Raw genomic sequence first — 17,918 nt, 5'->3', positions numbered from 1 at the left:
CGCCTCCTAGCAGTGCCCGAGTCGTCGCTTCCGGACCGTCGGCGCGTGGTGTGTGCGCAGGCGGTGCGGGCGGACCCGGCCACTTCAGGGTGATGCCTGTCACCGGTGCCGGGGTCACCCTCCACGGGTGATCCGCCGACGCCGCCGTGGCGGTGAGGTGGGAATCTCACGGTGCCCGGCTCAGCGGCCGGCCGGACAGGACGAAAAGACACGAGATGAGAGATCCGAGCACTGCCCGGACGGACCGCGCCAGGTCCGGGCCGGACGCGCACCGGGGCCGGTGGCTCCGCCCCGGCCGGTGGGCGGCGGTCCGAGCCGTCGCCCGCGCCGTGCTCATCACCGTCGGCCTCCTCGCCGCCTATTACCTGTTGCCCCTGGACGAGCGAGCGACAGCGGGTGCGACGGCGCTGCTCGTGTGCGGTTTGGTGGCGGTGCTGCTGGTGTTCTTGTGGGAGGTGCGGACCATCGCGCGCTCACCTCACCCACGCCTGAAGGCCGTCGAGGCCCTGGCCGCCACGCTGGTGCTGTTCCTGGTCCTCTTCGCCGGTGCCTACTACCTGCTGGACCGCTCCGCCCCGAGCTCCTTCAGCGAGCCGCTGACCAGGACGGACGCCCTGTACTTCACTCTGACCACGTTCAGCACCGTCGGCTTCGGGGACATCACGGCACGCTCGCAGGCCGGGCGCGTGCTGACGATGGCGCAGATGGCGGGAGGGCTGCTGCTCGTGGGCCTCGCCGCTCGGGTGCTGGCGAGCGCGGTGCAGGCGGGGCTGCGCCGGCAGCGCGGAGAGCAGGCGGCGCAGCCACGGTCCGGGACCGGCACCGGGACGCCCGAGCAGGAGGCCGGACCATGACCGTACCCAGCACTTTCACCGCGTGCCTGCCTGCGGCCGAGCGAGCGGCGTACGGGAGGCGGGCCCGCAGCCGGGCGTCGCGTTCGTGCCACGGCTGGTACGAGACGGCGCGGCAGCGCCCCGACCCGGTCGAGGTGATCGAGCGTCAGTCGGCCCGGCGGGTGCCGGAGCTGGTGCCGATTCGCTACGGCCGCATGCTGGAATCGCCGTTCCGCTTCTACCGCGGCGCGGCCGCGATCATGGCAGCGGATCTGGGTACCCTCCCCGACACCGGATTGCAGGTGCAGCTCTGCGGGGATGCCCACCCGCTGAACTTCCGGCTGCTCGCCTCGCCGGAGCGCCGTCTGGTCTTCGACATCAACGACTTCGACGAAACCCTGCCCGGACCGTTCGAATGGGACGTCAAACGGCTGGCGTCCGGCTTCGTGACGGCGGGCCGGGCGAACGGCTTCTCGGCCGCGGAGCAGAACGGCATCGTGCGGGCCTGTGTGAGGGCCTACCGGGAGCGGATGCGCGAGCTCGCCGGCATGCGCACCCTGGACATCTGGTACGCCCAGGACGACGCCGACCGGATACGGGAACTGCTGGCCTCGTCGACGGACAGGGAGGCCAGGCGCCGTACGGCCAGGGCCACGGCGCGGGCTCGCACGCGTACGCATCTGCGGGCCTTCGCGAAACTCACCCGCGTCACGGCCGAGGGCCGGCGCCTCGCACCGGACCCGCCGCTGCTCACACCGCTCGACCGGCTGTCCGCCGAACCGTCCGGGACCGGGAGGGAGAAGGAACTGCGGACCCTCCTGGAGGGGTACGCGAGGACCCTGCCGCCCGAACGCCGGCATCTGTTGCGCCACTACCGCCTGGTCGACATGGCCCGGAAGGTGGTGGGCGTCGGCAGCGTGGGCACGCGCTGCTGGATCCTGCTCCTGCTCGGCAGGGACGACGACGACCCGCTGCTGCTGCAGGCGAAGGAGGCCCAGGAGTCGGTGCTGGCCGCCCACACGGGCGGTGAACGCTACGACAACCAGGGCCGCCGGGTGGTGACCGGACAGCACCTGATGCAGACGACCAGCGACATCTTCCTCGGCTGGACCCACGTCACGAGCCTCGACGGACAGGGCCGCGACTTCTACGTGCGCCAGCTGTGGGACTGGAAGGGCATCGCCCGTCCGGAGACCATGGGGCCGGGTCTGCTCACCCTCTTCGGCCGGCTGTGCGGGGCGTCCCTGGCCCGGGCCCACGCCCGCTCGGGCGATCCCCTCGCCATCGCCGCCTACCTGGGCGGCGGCGACCGCTTCGACCGCGCGCTGACCGAGTTCGCCCAGTCCTACGCCGACCAGAACGAGCGGGACCACGAGGCGCTGCAAGCCGCCAGCCGGTCCGGACGGATCAGGGCGGAGCGGCTGTGAGAAGCCTCTCGCCCGGTCACCGCTACGGCGGCTGTCCGTAGGTACCCTGAGGCGGTCGTCGCCGAGCGGAGGCGAGGGGTGCACGGCCGTCCGGGCGGTGTGCGATGCCGGAAACGGGCCGGCCCCTCACTCCGGCAGTTGCCGCATCTCCATGACGCGCAGCCCCAGTGACTGGCAGCGTGCCAGCAGTCCGTACAAGTGTGCCTCGTCCACCACAGGGCCGAACAGGACGGTCTGGCCGGACATCACCACGTGGTCCAGCTCCGGGAAGGCTTTGGCCAGCGTTTCCGACAGGTGTCCCTCGACTCGGATCTCGTAGCGCACGAGCTGTCCTTCCATGGACTACTGGGCCAGGCGGACGGCATCCTTCCTGCGACCGATCGTCCGTCTGTCGTGTTCCTTCGGACCTCACCCGGTACAGGTGACCCGTCGCCCGGCGACGGACGCCACGGATCAATGCGTCAGAACGATCTTAAAAGAGATGATCAGCAGGCCGAGCAACAGGTTCACCGAGGCCGTGGCCGCCACGAGTCGCCGGGAAGCACCGGCGCGGCGAGCCGCGGCCACCGACCAGCCCACCTGGCCGGCCACGGCGACGCACAGAGCCAGCCAGAGGGCGCCTCGCACGTCCAGGCCCAGCAGCGGGCTGACCGCCACCGCGGCGGCCGGTGGGACCGCGGCCTTGACGATGGGCCACTCGTCACGGCACACGTGCAGCAGGACCCGGCGGTCCGGAGCCTGTTGCGCCATGCGCGCCCCGAACAGATGGGCATGCACGTGCGCGATCCAGAACACCACGCCGGTGAGCAACAGCAGCAGCACCAGCTCGGTGCGAGGGAAGGCCCCCAGGGAGCCGGAGCCGATCACCACGGAGGCCGCGAGCATGGAACCGTAGACGCCGCCCGTGTAGTCCGCTTGGGCCCGGCGTTCGGCACGGCGCGCCCGCCGGGCCGCGGTCGAGGGGATCCTGGTTCTGGACACCGGTGCCTCCCTGCCGTCTCAGCGCTTCGATCCGGTCGCTCCGGCCGGAGCACCGGTGCCCGGCTGCCCGGGACGGCCGTCCCGGGCAGCCGGCAGGTGCGGTGTGACCAGGAAACCGGCGAGTGCGACGCCGCCCGTGGCGAGGATCGCCGCCTTGAGACCGTCCAGTTGCGCGGAGGCGTAGGAGTCCGCGACGGCGTCGACCTCGGACGCGGGCAACCCGGCACGCTCGGCCGCCGAGCGCACCTGCTCGGTGGAGACGAAGGTGACCCCGGCCTCGAGGGAGACCCCGACCTGTTCCCGGGCTCCTTCGGACAGCCGTGGGTCGTCCGCCACCTGCGTGGTGAAGGCGTGGGCCAGCGCGCCGATGAGGATCGAGCCGATGAGCGCGGTGCCCAGCGCCGAGCCGAGATTCTGCGCCGTGAACTGGAGACCTCCGGCCTCACTGCGTTCCTCCTCGCCGACGCTGGACTGGACGACGTTGCCCAGCTGCGAGGCGAGCAGGCCGACGCCCACGCCCAGCAGCGCCATGGCTCCGGCGAACTGCGCGTCGTCGATGACCGGGTCGATGGTGGCCAGCAGCCACACGATGGCCGCCGCCACGGTCACCAGGGCCAGCCGGACCACCCGGCGCGGCCCCACCACCCGCCCCAGCGAGGACGCGCCCAGGGAGGTCACCAGCATGGTGGCGGACACCGGGAGCAGGCGCAGCCCCGTCTCGAAGGCGTCGAACCCCTGCACCACCTGCAAGTACAGCGGGATGGTGAAGAACAGCCCCAGCAGGATGAGGTTCTGGCACAGCAGCGTCATCAGACCGGACCGCAGCACGGGCCTGCCCAGCAGGGACAGGTGGACGAGCGGGTCGGCGCCCTCGTCGTCCCGCCGCCGCTCCCAGTAACGGAAGGCGGCCAGGACGGCCACCCCGGCGCCGATGACGAACAGCGTCGGGGCGAAGCCGAGCACGGTGAACGGAGGGTTGCGGGGCCGCACCCACCCCCAGGTGCTGCTCTGCAGCACGCCGAGCACACCCAGCCCCAGCCCTGCCGCCGAGAGCACGGCGCCGACGCCGTCCAGACGAGGGCGGGGGCCGGTCCGGGCCGGCGTCGCGATCACTCGACGGCACAGCAGGACGGCCACGACCACCACGACCTCGCCGGCGAAGACCAGCCGCCAGGTGAGGTACGTCGTCACCCAGCCGCCGAGCAGTGGGCCGACCGCGATCCCGGCGCCGGCGAGGCCGCCGATGACCGCGTAGGCGACGGCCCGGTCCTGCCCGCGGTAGGACTCCGCGACGAGGGCGGCCATGGCCGGCAGCACCATGGCGGCTCCGAGGCCCTCGATGACGGACCAGCCCAGCGTGAGGACCCACAGAGTCGGTGCCGCCGCGGTCAGGGCCGACCCGGCGCCGTAGACGACCAGCCCCAGGAGGAACATGCGGCGACGCCCCAGGATGTCCCCGAACCTGCCGCCGATGATCATGAACGCGGCCATGACCAGTGCGTACAGAGTGATGACGGCCTGGATGGCCGTCACCTCCGTGTCGAAGTCCTCGACCAGCTGGCTGATGGACACGTTCATGACGGAGGTGTCCAGGACCATCAGGAACTGGGCCGTACCGAGGACGATCAGAGCCCGCCAGTGCTTCACGCTGTCCACCTCGCCGAGTCGGCCGGTACGCCGGCGGAGTCGGCCGGCGCGCGCCTCCCGCCTCCTCCCATCGCATCCGAGGCGGACCGCCCGTGCCTCACCCGCCGCGGGGGAAGGCCCGCGCCCCGGCGATGTCACGCAGATGGGGAGGGCGGGCACCGACCCTCCGGCCAGGGGACGTTCACAGCAGTCGCAGGTCGCGCGCGCGGCGCACCGCGTCGCTGCGCCGGTTCACCGCCAGTTTCCGGTACACGCTCTTGAGGTGGGTCTTCACCGTGTTCACCGACACGTAGAGGTCGGCGGCGATCTCTTCTGTCGACATCAACCGGGCCAGCCGCTCCAGGACGTCGTGCTCGCGTCCGCTCAGCTCCACCGCGACGAGCAGTGGGGGCAGAGATTCCGGCACGGTGCGATCATCGCGTCGCGGCGGGCCGGGCGTGAGCCAGCCCGCTGCCAGCTCGTGCAGTGCCGGGGTGGCCAGGAGAGGCCGGATCCACCCTCCGGCATCCAGGAACGGACGCCGCAGACGCTCGCGCCGGGCGTCGAGGAGGGCCTGCGCGACCAGCCTGCGGGCGGCGACGGCGTCACCCGCGTCCTCCGCGACCTGAGCCCTCACCAGCGCCGCCCTCACGGTCACCGCCGGTCCGTTCCGGCCCTCGTTACGGATGCTGTCGAGCAGGTCGACCGCCTCCCTGGGGTGCCCTGCGGCGAGCTGGATCGCCGCGGCCTCCACGGCACACGCCGGCTGGTCGCCGGACACGTCCTGGAGCACCTGGGCGGCTTCGTCCGGCCGTCCTTCGGCCAGGTGGGCGGCGGATGCGACGAGCGCCTCGTGGCCTGCCGCCCAGGGTGAGGCCACCGCGGCGGACACGGCCGGGCCCGCCGCCTCGACGGCGGCCCGTGCCCTGCCCCTGACCAGCAGCAGACGAGCCGTGGCGAGGGCTCGCCCCGCCGCCGGCACCGGATCGGGCCTGCCCGGTGGGAACCGGGCCGTCTCGTCGAGGAGGGCCTGTGCCCGGCCCAGTTCGTGACGGTCGACGGCCACCGCGGCCAGGACCAGCCGTCCGATCCCGGAGCCGGACGGCTGGGGCGAACCGGCCCGCTCCGCCTCGGACACCGCCGCCAGAGCCTTGCGCTCGGCACGGCCGAGCCAGCCGTTCAGATAGTCGAGCAGGGCCAGGTGTCCCAGTGACTCCTCCCGGGGCAGCGCCGTGCAGGATCCGGCCGGGGTGTCGACCACGGTGGTCAGGGCGGCACGCGCGTCCTCGAAACGCCCGGCCCACAGGCGCACCGAGCCCAGGTGGGTCAGCAGAAGAGCGGTGAGTTCGGGATGCTCGTCCAGGAGGTGTGCCTCGACGTGCTGCCTCAGCCCATCGGCCGCTTCGGCGGCCCTCTCGGCCCGTGGGGGACACCCGGTCAGACGGGCGGCCAGCGCCTCCAGCAGTGCACAGCTCAGCCGGGCGGCCGCCAGGTCGGGAGCGTCGTCGGCCAGACGCTCCTCCGCACGGCGCAGGCGGGACAGACCATGATCGAGGTCATGCCGGGACAGGGCGCGGGCCGCGCGCACGAGGTCCGTCGCGGGGCTCCGTGCCTCGGAGCCCATGCGGGAGAACAACTGGGCCAGGTCGGCCGAGCGCAGCCCGGTGAAGAGCTGGCCGATCGCCAGGTCGTCGACCAGCGCGCCCGCAGCGCAGTCCCAGTCACCGGCGGCGGCGCCGTGGACGAGTGTTTCGGGCAGGAAGCCGGAACGACGCAGCCACCGCGCGGCCCGCCGGTGGAGTTCCGGCTCCAGGCCGGGCAGCCGCTCGCGCAGGTGGGCCCGGAGGATTTCCCCGAACAACGGGTGGAGCTGGTACCACGAGTGCCCGAGGTGCTCGACGAACGTGTTGTCGCGGTGCAGCCCGGCGAGAATCGGATGGGCATCGGACCGGTGGGTCAGTGCGTTGGCCAGATCGGGACAGAAACGCTCCAGGACGCTGACGCGCAGGAGGAGGTCCTGTGTTTCCTCCGTCTGTTCCTTGAGGACCTCGGCCAGGAGGAAGTCCGCGACCGTGCTGCGGTCCGCCTCGAACTCCTTCAGGTACACCTCCGGGTCGGCGCTCTCGCGAGCGGCCAGCGCGGACAGGCGCAGGCCGGCGGCCCAGCCCCGGGTGCGGTCCACGAGGGCGCGCGCCGCGGGAACCGACAGACTCAGACCGTGCAGCTCCAGCAGTTCGACGGCCTCGTCGGGGGTGAAGGCCAGCTCGGCGGCGCGGATCTCCGTCAGCTCGCCGGCGGCCCGGTAGCGGTGCAGCGGGAGCAGCGGTTCGGTGCGGGTGACGAGGACGAGGTGCAGGCCTTGCCCGGCGTGGTGCAGCACGTACTCCAGCTGCTCCGCGACCTCCGGAGCGGTCACGCGGTCGTACTCGTCGAGCACGAGGACGACGGGCCGGTCGCGATCGTTCAGCTCGGTGGCGAGCGCCGCCAGCAGTCTGCGGTCCACGCCGGCCGCGTCCACCGGGGACCCGACTGCCCCGGTGCCGCAGGCGCGCAGGGCCTGGAGGACGTAGGCCCAGAAGACACCGGGACGCCGGTCACCCGCCTCCACGGTGAGCCAGGCGACCGGCTGCCGCAGTCCGGCGGCCCAGTCGGCGGCCAGCAGGGTCTTGCCGGCCCCGGCCACACCGTTGACGAGTGTCAGCGGTGTCCGCAGAGCCTGGTCGAGGTGGTCGACGAGCCGCCGGCGTCTGAGGAACGTGGCGGGCCTCGAAGGCAGAGCGAACCGCGTGCGCAGAAACGGGTCTCCCAGGGGGTCGGCGCACGGAACCCCCGAAATAGCAGGAACGGTCGGTCCTTGAGCATTCCCGTAGGCCTCGACCACGGCGCTCACCACCCCTGTTCTTCAGGGTTGCGTCATGGCGGTACTCCTCCCCCAGGATCGCAGCGTTCCCGCCCCGGCGCGCGCGCACCGGTCCCCGGTCGCCGCTGTCGCGGCCCGCCCGGCCCGTCCTTGGCAGGCGTGCCGTGTGTGGTCGGTCGGCTCAGTGCATCGCACGGCCCACGACGGCCCCCAGGTGGATGACCACTCCGACCGCCACCAGCCACGACAGGATGACCATCACGACGCCGACGGGGCCGTACGTCTGTTCGTTCTCCACGATCGCTGCGGAGAAGTAGCGTGCGGAGAACAGCCCGAGGCCGGTCCAGCACACGCTGGTGACCAGGGCTGGAGGGAAGAGGGCGCGCCACGCCACCGCTCCGGCGAGCAGTACGTACATGCTCGCCCACCAGAAGACGACCGCCCAGAGGAAGCCGGTCAGGCCGAGCAGCAGCCACCCATCGAGCACCCTGCCGAACGCGGCCTGCGCGGCGGCGTAGGCGAGCAGTCCGGCGAGCCAGACGAGCCGGGCCGCGGTCTTCCGCCAGCCGCCTTCGCGGACGTCGAACAAGATCCGGTACCAGCTCTGGAGGGTGCCGGCCACGGCCATGGCTCCGAGCAGGAGCAGGACGACGCTGGTCACTGTGAGGCTGTACGAGCTTGTCGCGGGGGCGAACAGTGATGCCACGGCCCGCGCCGCCTGCTGGTCCAGCCCCAGCCAGCCGGCGACGACCTCGGCCGCATCACGGCCCGCCGCCGCGGTGATGATGATCAGGAACGGGAAGAAGCACAGGAACGCGAGCGAAGCCAGCTGGAAGGAGTGCCCGAAGAAGTCGACCGCCGAGAGCCGGTCCCACAGCCGGCCCGCCCCGCTCTCCTCGAGGCGACGGGACGCGGCCCGCCACCGGTGGGCCACACGCCACCGTTGCGTGTGCCTGCGCCGGCCGGTTGCGTTCCTGCCATCGCTCATGCAATGAAGTGAACCCCGGTCGGCCGGTGGTGTCGCGGCAGGAAAGGGACAGCGTACGGACAGCAGTCCGCGGCACCACACCTCCGCAACCCGTCGAGCTGCGCCCGCCAGGGTCTGACGGTGTGACCGTCACCGTGGCGGAGGCGCCCCCGCTGCCGTCAGGTCCGCGGCGACGGTGCGGAACCAGACCTCCACGTCGACCAGGTAGGGCAGGGTCTCGGCCGGGACGGCGGACGCGGTGGCGGCCGGCAGGGGCGCGGCGTGGGCCTGTGCACCGTCCGGCGGGAAGTCCGCCACGTCCGCCGTGGTGGCCGCCAGGCGCTCCGCAGCATCCCGGGCCCATCGCAACGCTTCCTGCGGTACCGCGTACGGCGTGCGTTCCTGGGGCAGCCAGTGTGCGCCGACGAGCACGTGGACGGCGCAGTTCAGCGCGGCCAGCCAGTCCCGGGAGCCCCCGCCGCGCCTCGGGGAGGGCTCCATGCGGAACTGCGCGTACGCCGCCTCTGCGATACGCAGCCGGTGCCTGATCAGCCACACGCTCTTCTCCCCCACCCGGTGCCTCAGTTCGGGGTCCTCGGGGGCCAGAGCGGCGGCGACGGTGAGCGGGATGAGGGGGGCCACGGCCCGCAGCAGTTCGGCGATGCTCCTGCGGACCTCGGCCCGGGCACCCGCGGGCCAGGCCAGCAGGCCGCACAGCAGACCGATGGCGCTGCCGGTCAGCACGTCGATCACGCGGACCTCGGCGAGCCGCCAGGACTCGGGGGCGAGCTGGGCGAACGCGGTGGAGACGACGAGCGTGAACGTCCCCTGTGCCCAGGCCGGACCACCCAGCGGTCCGACGGTGAACGCCACCACCATCAGCGGCACGAGCAGGTACGCGTAGACGTCGGTGGCGTCACCGGCCCCGGTGAGCAGCAGACCGGCCGCCACCGCGCCCGCCAGCGTGCCCACCGCCGCCGAGCGGACGACCGTCCAGGTGGCGACGGCTGTGGTGCGGCCCAGGGTCAGGACCGCCAGGAGCACCCAGAACCCGTGCGCCAGGTCCAGCGAGCCGGCCACCAGGCGGGCGACCGCGAGACCGAGCGCGGTCCGCACGGCGTTCTGCAGGACCACGGAACGCAGGGTGAGGTTGCCGGACAGCCGCACCAGCCAGAGCCGGGCCGGCGACGGTTCGGCGTACCAGAACTGGTCCCGGGGCAGTCCCGGCACCCACCGTGCGCCACCGCGGGCCACGGCGACGGCGGCGGACGCCGTCATGGCCGACGCGGCTGCGGCCAGTACCGCCGACCGTGTGCGCAGCACGTGGTGGCCGGGCGCCGTGCCCTCCGCCGTCCCTCGCCCGCGCAGCGCCAGGAACTCCGCGGTCATCTCCAGCAGCAGCCCGGGTCCCGTGGGGCGGCGCGCGCCGCGCAGGGCCTCTGCCGCCTCCGTACAGGAGGTGGCGATGCCCCGCAGGAGAGCCTGCGAGGGCAGGTCCCGGCCGGGTGGCTCGGTGTGTGCGCAGAGGGCGGCCAACTGGTCCAACAGACGCCGTGTGGAGGCCGCGGCCTGGGTCATGGCCCGGTCCGTACGTCCTGCCCCGGTCGGTGCGGTGCCCGGTGCCTGCAGGGAGAACCGGAGACCCTGGCCGGCGGCGCGCAGCCGCTGGGGCAGGTCGCTCGGGGGGCCGGCGACGCCGGCCGACGCGGAGGAGGAGCGTGCGGCGAGGTCCAGAGCGTCGGCGACCCGGTCGCGGTAGGCCGGCGGCCGGGGCTCCGGCAGCACCAGCAGCTCGCACAGGGACAGCAGTACGCAGCCGGCGACCAGGCCGGTGAGACGCTGGGGCAGAGTGTCGGGCGCGTAGGGAGGAAAGCAGGCCAGGATGTAGAACAACTGGAGCCCGGGCGCCACTCCCGCGATCCTCGGTCCCACGGCCGCGCCGAAGGTCAGCACGAAGCCGACCAGGAGCATCCCGGCGACGGCGGGTGCGGTGGCCGCGGCGAGGACGGTGCCGAGCGCGGTCAGCGCCGCGGCGGCGGGCAGTGCGGACAGGACGGTGCCGGCGCGGCGACGTGGGGATCCGGACAGCGGCGAGAGGATGCCGAGGGCGATGGGGGCGAACAGGGCGTACACCGCGGCGGAGGGAAGGTCCAGCAGGTGGACCGCCGGGTAGAAACCCGCGGCCGCCGCCAGGGCCACGCGGACGGCGCGCCGCACGGCCTTCACGGAGCCGGCGAACGATGGCCGCTCGGGCACGTCAACTCCTCAGCTCGGCGCTCCCCCCCCCGACGCCTCGGACACGGTCCTCACCGCCCCCGGTGTCCATTGTCGAGGCATTCCGGCGTCGGGCCACGAGGACACGACGCCGGGCCCCGCCCGGACGGCCCTACGCGGCGGCGCCCGCCCTCTGCCACGGCGTCGTGACGCTCAGGGGGCACTCATGGGAAGGGAGGACCGGAGCGCCCGAAAAGGCGGAGGTCGTGCGCCGGCGGCGTGGCGGGCGGGAACGCCGGCCGGGGCGTGGCGAGGATGGCACACGTCGGTTCACCCCCGGTGTCCGCCCCCACGGACGGGGGCGCCGGACGGAGTTCTTCGGAGGCAGTCGTGTCGGTGAGTCGCATCGGCCTGGTGGTGCACGGCGGGCGTCCGGAGGCAGCGGAGGCCGCACACGTCGTCAGGTCCTGGTGTGCCGCACACTCCGTTCCGTGCCGGGACATCGACGTGTGGAACGAGGGCGGACGGCACAGCGCCCGTCAGGAGATGGCCGAGGCGGGCGACCCCGACCTCATCGTCACCCTCGGCGGTGACGGCACGTTCCTGCGCGGTGCCCGGCTCGCCTCCGCCGTCGACGCCCTGGTCCTCGGGGTGGATCTCGGCCGGGTGGGCTTCCTGACGGAGGTCCCGGCCGCGGAAGTGCGCTCGGCGCTGGACGCCGTGGGCGAGGGCCGGCTCGAGGTCGAGCAGCGCATGCTGCTCAACATGCGCGCCTCGCGTCGCCTGGTCGTGCCCTCGGACATGGAGGCGCTCATGCGCTACGGGCGAGGACCTCTCCTGCCGCCGCCGCGCGTGCGCCCCGAGTGTGAGGCCGGCGGCGAATGGGGCATCGCCCTGGACGTGTCGGCGCTGAACGACGTGGTGCTGGAAAAGCTGGTCAGGGACCGGCAGGTGTCGGTCGGTGTCTACCTCGCCGGCCGCCTGCTGGCCTCCTACTCCGCCGACGCCCTGCTGGTCGCCACGCCCACCGGTTCGACCGCCTACAGCTTCGCGGCCGGCGGACCCGTGGTCTCGCCGAGAGCCGACGCCGTGATCTTCACACCGGTTGCACCCCACATGACGTTCAACCGCTCCGTCGTGGCCGCCCCCGACGAACCCGTCGGACTGCGCATCCTGGAACGCTCGGGCCAAGCCGCCGTCAGCATCGACGGCCAAGTCCGCGGCGTCCTCTATCCGGGCGACTGGATCGGGGTGTACGCCGCACCCCGCAGACTCCGCGCCGTGCGCCTGGGCCCGATGGACTTCTACGGCCGGCTGCGCGAACGCATGAACCTCACCGACGCGCCCGCCGCCATCGCGGACGGCACCCCCGCCCCGCTCTGGCCCGTCACGACCCCTCCACCGGGAGACCTCGCGCACCTCGCCATGCCCGAACGGCCCAGCCTCGGGCGTCTCGAGTAGGCACGGTGTCCCCGGCGCCGCTGCGCGGCTCGCCCGGACCTTCGGTCAGAGCAGGTCCTCGATCGTGATCGGCAGCTTGCGGACCCGGCGCCCGGTGGCGTGATGAACGGCGTTGGCGATCGCGGCCGCCACGCCCACCTGGCCGATCTCGCCGACCCCCTTCACGCCCAAGGGGTTGACGATGCCGTCCTCGACCTCGATGAGCTCGACGTCCACGTCCGGAGCGTCCGCGTTGACGGCGACGAGGTACTCGCCGAGGCCCGAGCTGACCCAGCGTCCGGTGTCCGGATCCATGTGGTTGGCTTCGAGGAGCGCCTGGCCCAGGCCCCACAGCATGCCGCCCATCAGCTGGCTGCGGGCGGTCTTGGCGTTGAGCACCCGGCCGGGTGCGAAGGCACCGGTCATGCGCCGTACCCGGACCACGCCCAGTTCCGCATCCACGGCGACCTCGGCGAACTGGGCGCCGAAGGTCATCGTCCCGTAGGGGATGTCGTGGGCCGGCGGGTCCCACTGGCCCGAAGCCTCGGCGTCCGGCAGGAAGTTGCGCCGCAGCAGATCGGTGTACGCCTCGGACGCCGTTCCGGCCGTCATGACGCCGTCATGTACGACGACGTCGGCCGGGTCCGCGCCGTGCAGCGGGGAACCGGGGTCCCCGACGGCCCTGTCGATGAGCTGCCGCCGCAGAGCGGTGGCGGTGTTGTGCACCGCCGCGCTGATCATGCCGGAGCCCGCGGAGCCCACCGCGGGGCGATGTTGGGCAGGTCGGTGTCTCCGTTCTCGAAGCGGCAGCGGTCCACTCGCATGCCGAGAGCGTCCGCGGCCACCTGCGTCATCACCGTGGCGACGCCGGTGCCGAAGTCGGGGGTGGCGGCCTGGACGACCGCGGTCCCGTCGGCGTAGATCCGCGCGCGGGCGCGCTGCGGGTTGGCGAGCGGGGCGACCGGGTAACTGGCGGTGGCCATGCCGGTGCCGATCAGCCAGTTGCCCTCACGGCGCGTGCCCGGACGTGGGTCCCGCCCGGCCCAGCCGAAGCGCCGGGCGCCGCGCTCGTAGCACTCCCGCAGCCCGCTGCTGGACCAGGGGAAGCCCGACATGGCGTCGACGTCCGTGTGGTTGCGCAACCTCAGCTCGATGGGGTCCAGGCCGAGGGCGTGGGCGAGTTCGTCCATGGAGCACTCGAGGGCGTGCATGCCGCTGGCCTCGCCCGGTGCCCTCATGAACGTGGGGGTCATGGTGTTGGCCCGGAACAACCGGTAGGAACCCTCGTAGTTGGGGCAGGCGTAGATCTGCGACGAGGTGCCGACGGAGGGTTCGGCCCAGTCGTCGAAGTGGGAGGTCGGGGAGAGTTTGTGGTGCCGGACGGCGGTGAGCAGGCCCTCGCGCGTCGCGCCGAGGGTCACGTGCTGCTCCTGCTCCTCGCGGTGGCCGACGGAGGTGAACATCTGCTCGCGGGTGAGCGCGAGTTTGACGGGCCTGCCGGTCTCGCGGGCCGCCATGGCGGCGAGCGAGGAGTGGGCGTGGACCATCGCCTTGCAGCCGAAGCTGCCGCCGACGTAGTGGGCGATGACCCGGATCTGCGACATCGGGACGCCGAGCAGCCGGGAGACGGTCATCTGTGTGGCGTTGACGCCCTGGGTGCCGTCGTACAGCAGCAGGTCGTCTCCGTCCCACTGGGCCGTGGTGGAGGACGGCTCGATCGGATTGTGGTTGTTGGCCGCGTAGGTGTACGTCCCTTCCACCCGGACGTCCGCTTCCCTCAGTCCGGCCTCCACGTCTCCGCGCTCCATGTGCCCCGGTATCCAGCCGCCGAAGATTCTCGCGGGTTCGTAGGCCCGGTCCCGGCCCTGGTCGAGGGTGGTCACCGGGGTGGTCTCCTCGTAGGACACGCGCAGCAGCCGCCCCGCGTGCTGGGCCCGTTCCCAGGTGTCGGCCACGACGATCGCGATCGGCTGGCCGGCGTAGTGGACGGTGTCGTCCTGCATCGGGAAGAACGTCTGCCCAGGTGCCGCCGTGCCGGCGAGCGAGGGGACGAGCGGAGGCTGCTCCGCGATTCCCGGCAGGTTCCGGTGCGTGAGGACCGCCAGTACGCCGTCCTCCTCCAGCGCGGCACTCGGGTCGATCTCGGTGACCCGTCCGGCGGCGATGCGGGAGCCGACCACGTACGCGTACGCCATGTCCGGGATGGGGATCTCGGCGGAGTAGCGGGCGCTCCCGGTGACCTTGGGGCGGCCGTCGACGCGGTCGAGCGGCTGTCCGACGGCGGAGGGGGTGATCGTGGTCATGTCGGGCTCCCGCTTCCGGACCCGGGTGCGGCCCCGGTTTCGTTTCCGTCGCAGAGCATGTCGAGGGCACGGACGACGGCGCGCTGCGCGAGTTCCACCTTGAAGGCGTTCATGGCGGTCGGCCGGGCGTCGGCCATCTCCACACGGGCGGCCATGGCGAAATCGTTCCTCTGCGTGGCCGCCCCGATCAGGAAGTCCTCGGCCCGCCTGGCCCGCCAGGGTTTGGTGGCCACCCCGCCCAGGGCCATCCGTACGTCCGCGATCACGCCGTCCATGACGGAGAGTGCGGCTGCCACCGAGACGAGCGCGAACTCGTAGGACGCGCGGTCCCGGACCTTCAGATAGAGGGAGTGCCGGGCGATGGGGGTGGCGGGCACCTCGATCTCGGTGATCAGCTCACCGTGCTCCATGGGGTGCTCACGGTGGGGGGCGTCACCGGGGAGGAGGAAGAAGTCGTCGATGGCGTAGGACCGTTCGCCTTTCGGGCCCAGGGTGTGTACCCGCGCGTCCAGCGCGACGAGGGCCACGGCCACGTCGGAGGGGTGGGTGGCGATGCAGTGCTCACTGGTGCCGAGCACCGCATGACCGCGGCTGAAGCCCTCGACGGCCGAGCAGCCGGTGCCGGGTTCGCGCTTGTTGCACGGTGATTCCGCGTCACGGAAGTACGAACAGCGCACGCGCTGCAGGAGGTTGCCTCCCATGGAAGCCATGTTGCGCAGCTGCGGTGACGCTCCCAGTTCCAGGGCCTGGGCGATCAGCGGGAATCGCTCGCGTACGACGGGGGCGGCGGCGACATCGCTCATCCGGGCCAGTGCGCCGATCCGCACGCCGCCTTCCGGGGTGCCTACGATGCCGGTCAGCGGGAGGTCGTTGATGTCGACCAGCCGGCGCGGGTTCATCACGTTCTGCCGGAGCAGGTCGACCTCGGTGGTGCCGCCGGCCAGGAAGTCGCTGGTGGGGTCGCTGCTCACGGCGGTGACGGCGGTCGCCGTGTCGGTCGCGCGGACGTAGGTGATGGGCCGCACGGCGGTCCTCCCTATGTGTGGTCGCGGACGGCGCGTATCGCAGCCCGGATGTTGGGGTAGGCGGCGCAGCGGCAGATGTTGCCGCTCATCCACTCCTTGATCTCGGCGTCGTCCCCGGCGTGCCCCTCCTCGATGAGCGCCACGGCGGACATGATCTGGCCGGGGGTGCAGTAGCCGCACTGGAAGGCGTCCTCAGCGATGAAAGCGCGTTGCATCTCGTGCAGTTCGCCCTCCTCGGCCAGGCCTTCGACGGTCGTGACCTCGCGGCCTTCGCAGCTGATGGCGAGAGTGAGACAGGCCAGCGCTCGTCGTCCGTCGACCCACACGGTGCACGCCCCGCAGGTGCCCTGGTCACAACCCTTCTTCGCGCCTGTGAGGTCGAGGCGCTCACGGAGGGCGTCCAGCAGGCTGACACGTGGTTCGATGTCCAGGGTGTGCTCGGCACCGTTGACCGACAGCCTGACCCGAACCGGGCCGGGGCCCCGTTCCGCCAGTACTGCCCCTCGTTGGGTGACGGTGGGGCCGGGAGCGGACATGGCACACCTCCAGGGAAAGGGCACTGTCTATTCTCATACGGCCCCATAACGGGTGCAACCGTTGGATTTGCGGCATGAGCCGGAGTGTGCCTCGAGCCCGAGAAGCGTTGACCGTCGTCCACACCTGGGAGGTGGTGCCGGGCAGGGAGCCGGAGTTCGAGCACTGGGCTCACGGGATCGAGGCCGAGGCGGCCGTGTTCACGGGACACCGGGGAGTCACCTGGCTGCGTCCCGAGGGCGACAGCCACCGATACCACGCGGTGGTCCGCTTCTCGGACACCCGGAGCCTGGAGCACTGGACGACCTCGCCCCAGCGGGCCGCCTGGCAGGCCCGCGTGAGACCCTTCGGCCACTCCGCCCACCCGAGGCTGACCACCACCGGTCTGGAGACGTGGTTCGACGTCCCCAACGGCGCGGCCCGGCCACCGGCGCGCTGGAAGATGTCCCTGGTGACCATCGTCGCGGTCTAACCTTCGCGCTGCTCTACGACGGGCTGGTCGCGGAGTACTTCCGCACCTGGCCGCTGCCGCTGCGCACCCTCGTCTTCCCGATCGTCCTCGCACCGCTGCTCACGTACGCGGTCATGCCGTTCGTCAGCCGGGTGCTGCGGTGGTGGCTCTACCCCGGCTCCTGACGGGGCGGGGGCGGGCCCTGCGGTGAGCGGGCCGGCCCGTGCCCTGTCCGCGTGCTGCAGGGCCCCACTGACAGGGCATCACGTGGAGTCCCTGCGGCGCCGTCACGCTCGCAGAACCCCGGCACACCGCCGTGACCGGGCGGGCGCCCAACGGCCCGCTCCGCTCGTGTGGTGGAGCCCGAGTTCGCGCGGCGGCTCATGGGGCGTGAGCGAGCGGGCCATCAGGGTGGTCTACGGCCGTGTCGGGCGGTCGGTGTCGTCCCCGTTGGCCATGCTGGGCCTGGAAAGCGGCACCTTTCACGGCGACAAGGAGCTCAGCATGCCGACGGACCCGGTCGGACGATTCCTGACGGCCCTGGACCCGGATCACCGCAAGGCCGTCGCCGCGAAGCCGCGCGAGGAACAGGAACGGCTCGCGCAGGCCTGGGAACAGGAACTGGAGGCGGACGCCGAGCTCGACACCCTCGACGAGTTGTCCCCGCCCGCGGCCGAGGCCGAGGCCGCACGCCGGGTCCTGGACCGCGGGACCGGCTGACGGACGTCCTGGCGGTCACCGGTGGAGAGGGACAGCCGTGCCGTGGTCGGCGGCTCGGCGTCGACAGGCTTCCGGCCAGGGCCACGGCCTGCCACGACCGCCTCACTCCGGCCGGGGCACGGGCGCAGGGCGGCGCCGAGTGCGGCGAGTTGCGGCTGCGAGCCTTCGGCGGGCCGGATCGCCGGCGACAGACGGTCGGCGCGCGCCGGTGCGGCGTACGGCGTGGCGGGCTCGGAAACCAGGGCAGTGGTCCCCCGAGTCTCGGTCGGGTTCCGCGCAGGCCAGGTCTGCCGGTGGTCGTCGAGGACGGCCTCGTCGAGCGGTCGGCACCGGATCGGCGGGCCCTGCCGGTCACGCGTCCGCCGTGGCACCGCGGCCGCCGGGTCACCGCCGGCACGGTGATGACAGGACGTACTCCCGGACCGACCTGAGCCGGCCGCGCCGCTCACCCGAACGGTCTTCTCCTCGTCGCCTGATTCCCCCCGGCGACCGAGGGTGGTCCGAGGGAGTTGACCGAGCCATAGGAGAGGACGGATC

The 17,918-nt window shown here is 72.6% G+C and carries 14 protein-coding genes and 1 pseudogene; 6 read left to right on the top strand and 9 right to left on the bottom strand.

The genetic code is table 11. The features are described from left to right. The first annotated feature begins 215 nt into the window (after positions 1-215). Together IE260_RS21840 and IE260_RS21835 are read left to right on the top strand one after the other, a co-directional pair. Positions 216-854, top strand: coding sequence for a potassium channel family protein (locus IE260_RS21840; protein WP_189874413.1), 639 nt, complete (start codon positions 216-218; stop codon positions 852-854). Further along, entirely contained in the window at positions 851-2,260 is a 1,410-nt protein-coding gene (locus IE260_RS21835; protein WP_189874411.1) for a DUF2252 domain-containing protein, read from the top strand. The genes IE260_RS21840 and IE260_RS21835 overlap by 4 nt, the downstream gene beginning before the upstream one ends. Positions 2,261-2,386: 126 nt before the next feature. On the opposite strand, the gene IE260_RS21830 is transcribed toward IE260_RS21835, so the two are convergent. From IE260_RS21830 to IE260_RS21805, 6 genes are all read right to left on the bottom strand, one after another. Then, positions 2,387-2,584, bottom strand: a complete 198-nt coding sequence (locus tag IE260_RS21830) for a DUF8691 family protein (protein WP_189874409.1) — start codon at positions 2,582-2,584, stop codon at positions 2,387-2,389. A gap of 129 nt (positions 2,585-2,713) precedes the next feature. Then, a complete protein-coding gene (locus tag IE260_RS21825) occupies positions 2,714-3,241 on the bottom strand; it encodes a hypothetical protein (protein ID WP_189874407.1) in 528 nt (175 codons plus the stop codon). A gap of 18 nt (positions 3,242-3,259) precedes the next feature. Then, positions 3,260-5,047 carry an MFS transporter gene (locus IE260_RS21820; RefSeq protein ID WP_373303378.1) on the bottom strand — a complete coding sequence of 596 codons (1,788 nt, stop codon included), beginning with the start codon at positions 5,045-5,047 and terminating at the stop codon, positions 3,260-3,262. Between the two features lie 22 nt (positions 5,048-5,069). Beyond that, positions 5,070-7,748 carry a winged helix-turn-helix domain-containing protein gene (locus IE260_RS21815; RefSeq protein ID WP_189874594.1) on the bottom strand — a complete coding sequence of 893 codons (2,679 nt, stop codon included), beginning with the start codon at positions 7,746-7,748 and terminating at the stop codon, positions 5,070-5,072. Between the two features lie 160 nt (positions 7,749-7,908). Further along, positions 7,909-8,715: a YhjD/YihY/BrkB family envelope integrity protein gene (locus IE260_RS21810; RefSeq protein WP_189874404.1), complete on the bottom strand. Its 807-nt coding sequence runs from the start codon at positions 8,713-8,715 to the stop codon at positions 7,909-7,911. 129 nt (positions 8,716-8,844) lie between these two features. Then, entirely contained in the window at positions 8,845-10,950 is a 2,106-nt protein-coding gene (locus IE260_RS21805; RefSeq protein ID WP_189874402.1) for an FUSC family protein, read from the bottom strand. Positions 10,951-11,298: 348 nt separating this feature from the next. Here IE260_RS21805 and IE260_RS21800 point away from each other — a divergent pair, with 348 nt between their 5' ends. Beyond that, positions 11,299-12,369 carry an NAD(+)/NADH kinase gene (locus IE260_RS21800; protein ID WP_189874400.1) on the top strand — a complete coding sequence of 357 codons (1,071 nt, stop codon included), beginning with the start codon at positions 11,299-11,301 and terminating at the stop codon, positions 12,367-12,369. A 45-nt stretch (positions 12,370-12,414) separates the two neighbouring features. Here the strand turns inward: IE260_RS21800 and IE260_RS21795 are convergent. From IE260_RS21795 to IE260_RS21785, 3 genes and pseudogenes are all read right to left on the bottom strand, one after another. Next, positions 12,415-14,543 (bottom strand): annotated as a pseudogene (locus IE260_RS21795) (xanthine dehydrogenase family protein molybdopterin-binding subunit). 104 nt (positions 14,544-14,647) lie between these two features. Then, entirely contained in the window at positions 14,648-15,676 is a 1,029-nt protein-coding gene (locus tag IE260_RS21790) for an FAD binding domain-containing protein (RefSeq protein ID WP_189874398.1), read from the bottom strand. 11 nt (positions 15,677-15,687) lie between these two features. Continuing rightward, positions 15,688-16,212 carry a (2Fe-2S)-binding protein gene (locus IE260_RS21785; protein ID WP_189874396.1) on the bottom strand — a complete coding sequence of 175 codons (525 nt, stop codon included), beginning with the start codon at positions 16,210-16,212 and terminating at the stop codon, positions 15,688-15,690. A gap of 74 nt (positions 16,213-16,286) precedes the next feature. Here IE260_RS21785 and IE260_RS21780 point away from each other — a divergent pair, with 74 nt between their 5' ends. The 3 genes from IE260_RS21780 to IE260_RS21775 all read left to right on the top strand — a co-directional run bounded on the left by IE260_RS21780 (position 16,287) and on the right by IE260_RS21775 (position 17,381). Further along, entirely contained in the window at positions 16,287-16,682 is a 396-nt protein-coding gene (locus IE260_RS21780) for an antibiotic biosynthesis monooxygenase (RefSeq protein ID WP_229881017.1), read from the top strand. Continuing rightward, complete coding sequence (locus IE260_RS41755; RefSeq protein WP_229881014.1) at positions 16,604-16,846, top strand: putative antibiotic biosynthesis monooxygenase; 243 nt, start codon at positions 16,604-16,606, stop codon at positions 16,844-16,846. Before IE260_RS21780 ends, IE260_RS41755 begins: the two co-directional genes overlap by 79 nt. Before the next feature lie 319 nt (positions 16,847-17,165). Further along, complete coding sequence (locus tag IE260_RS21775; protein ID WP_189874394.1) at positions 17,166-17,381, top strand: hypothetical protein; 216 nt, start codon at positions 17,166-17,168, stop codon at positions 17,379-17,381. Positions 17,382-17,918: the final 537 nt, after the last annotated feature.

Source organism: Streptomyces viridiviolaceus (assembly GCF_014650995.1).
Lineage (GTDB): Bacteria > Actinomycetota > Actinomycetes > Streptomycetales > Streptomycetaceae > Streptomyces > Streptomyces viridiviolaceus.
Note: the sequence above shows the minus strand (reverse complement) of the source record. Positions and strands in the feature narration are given on the sequence as shown.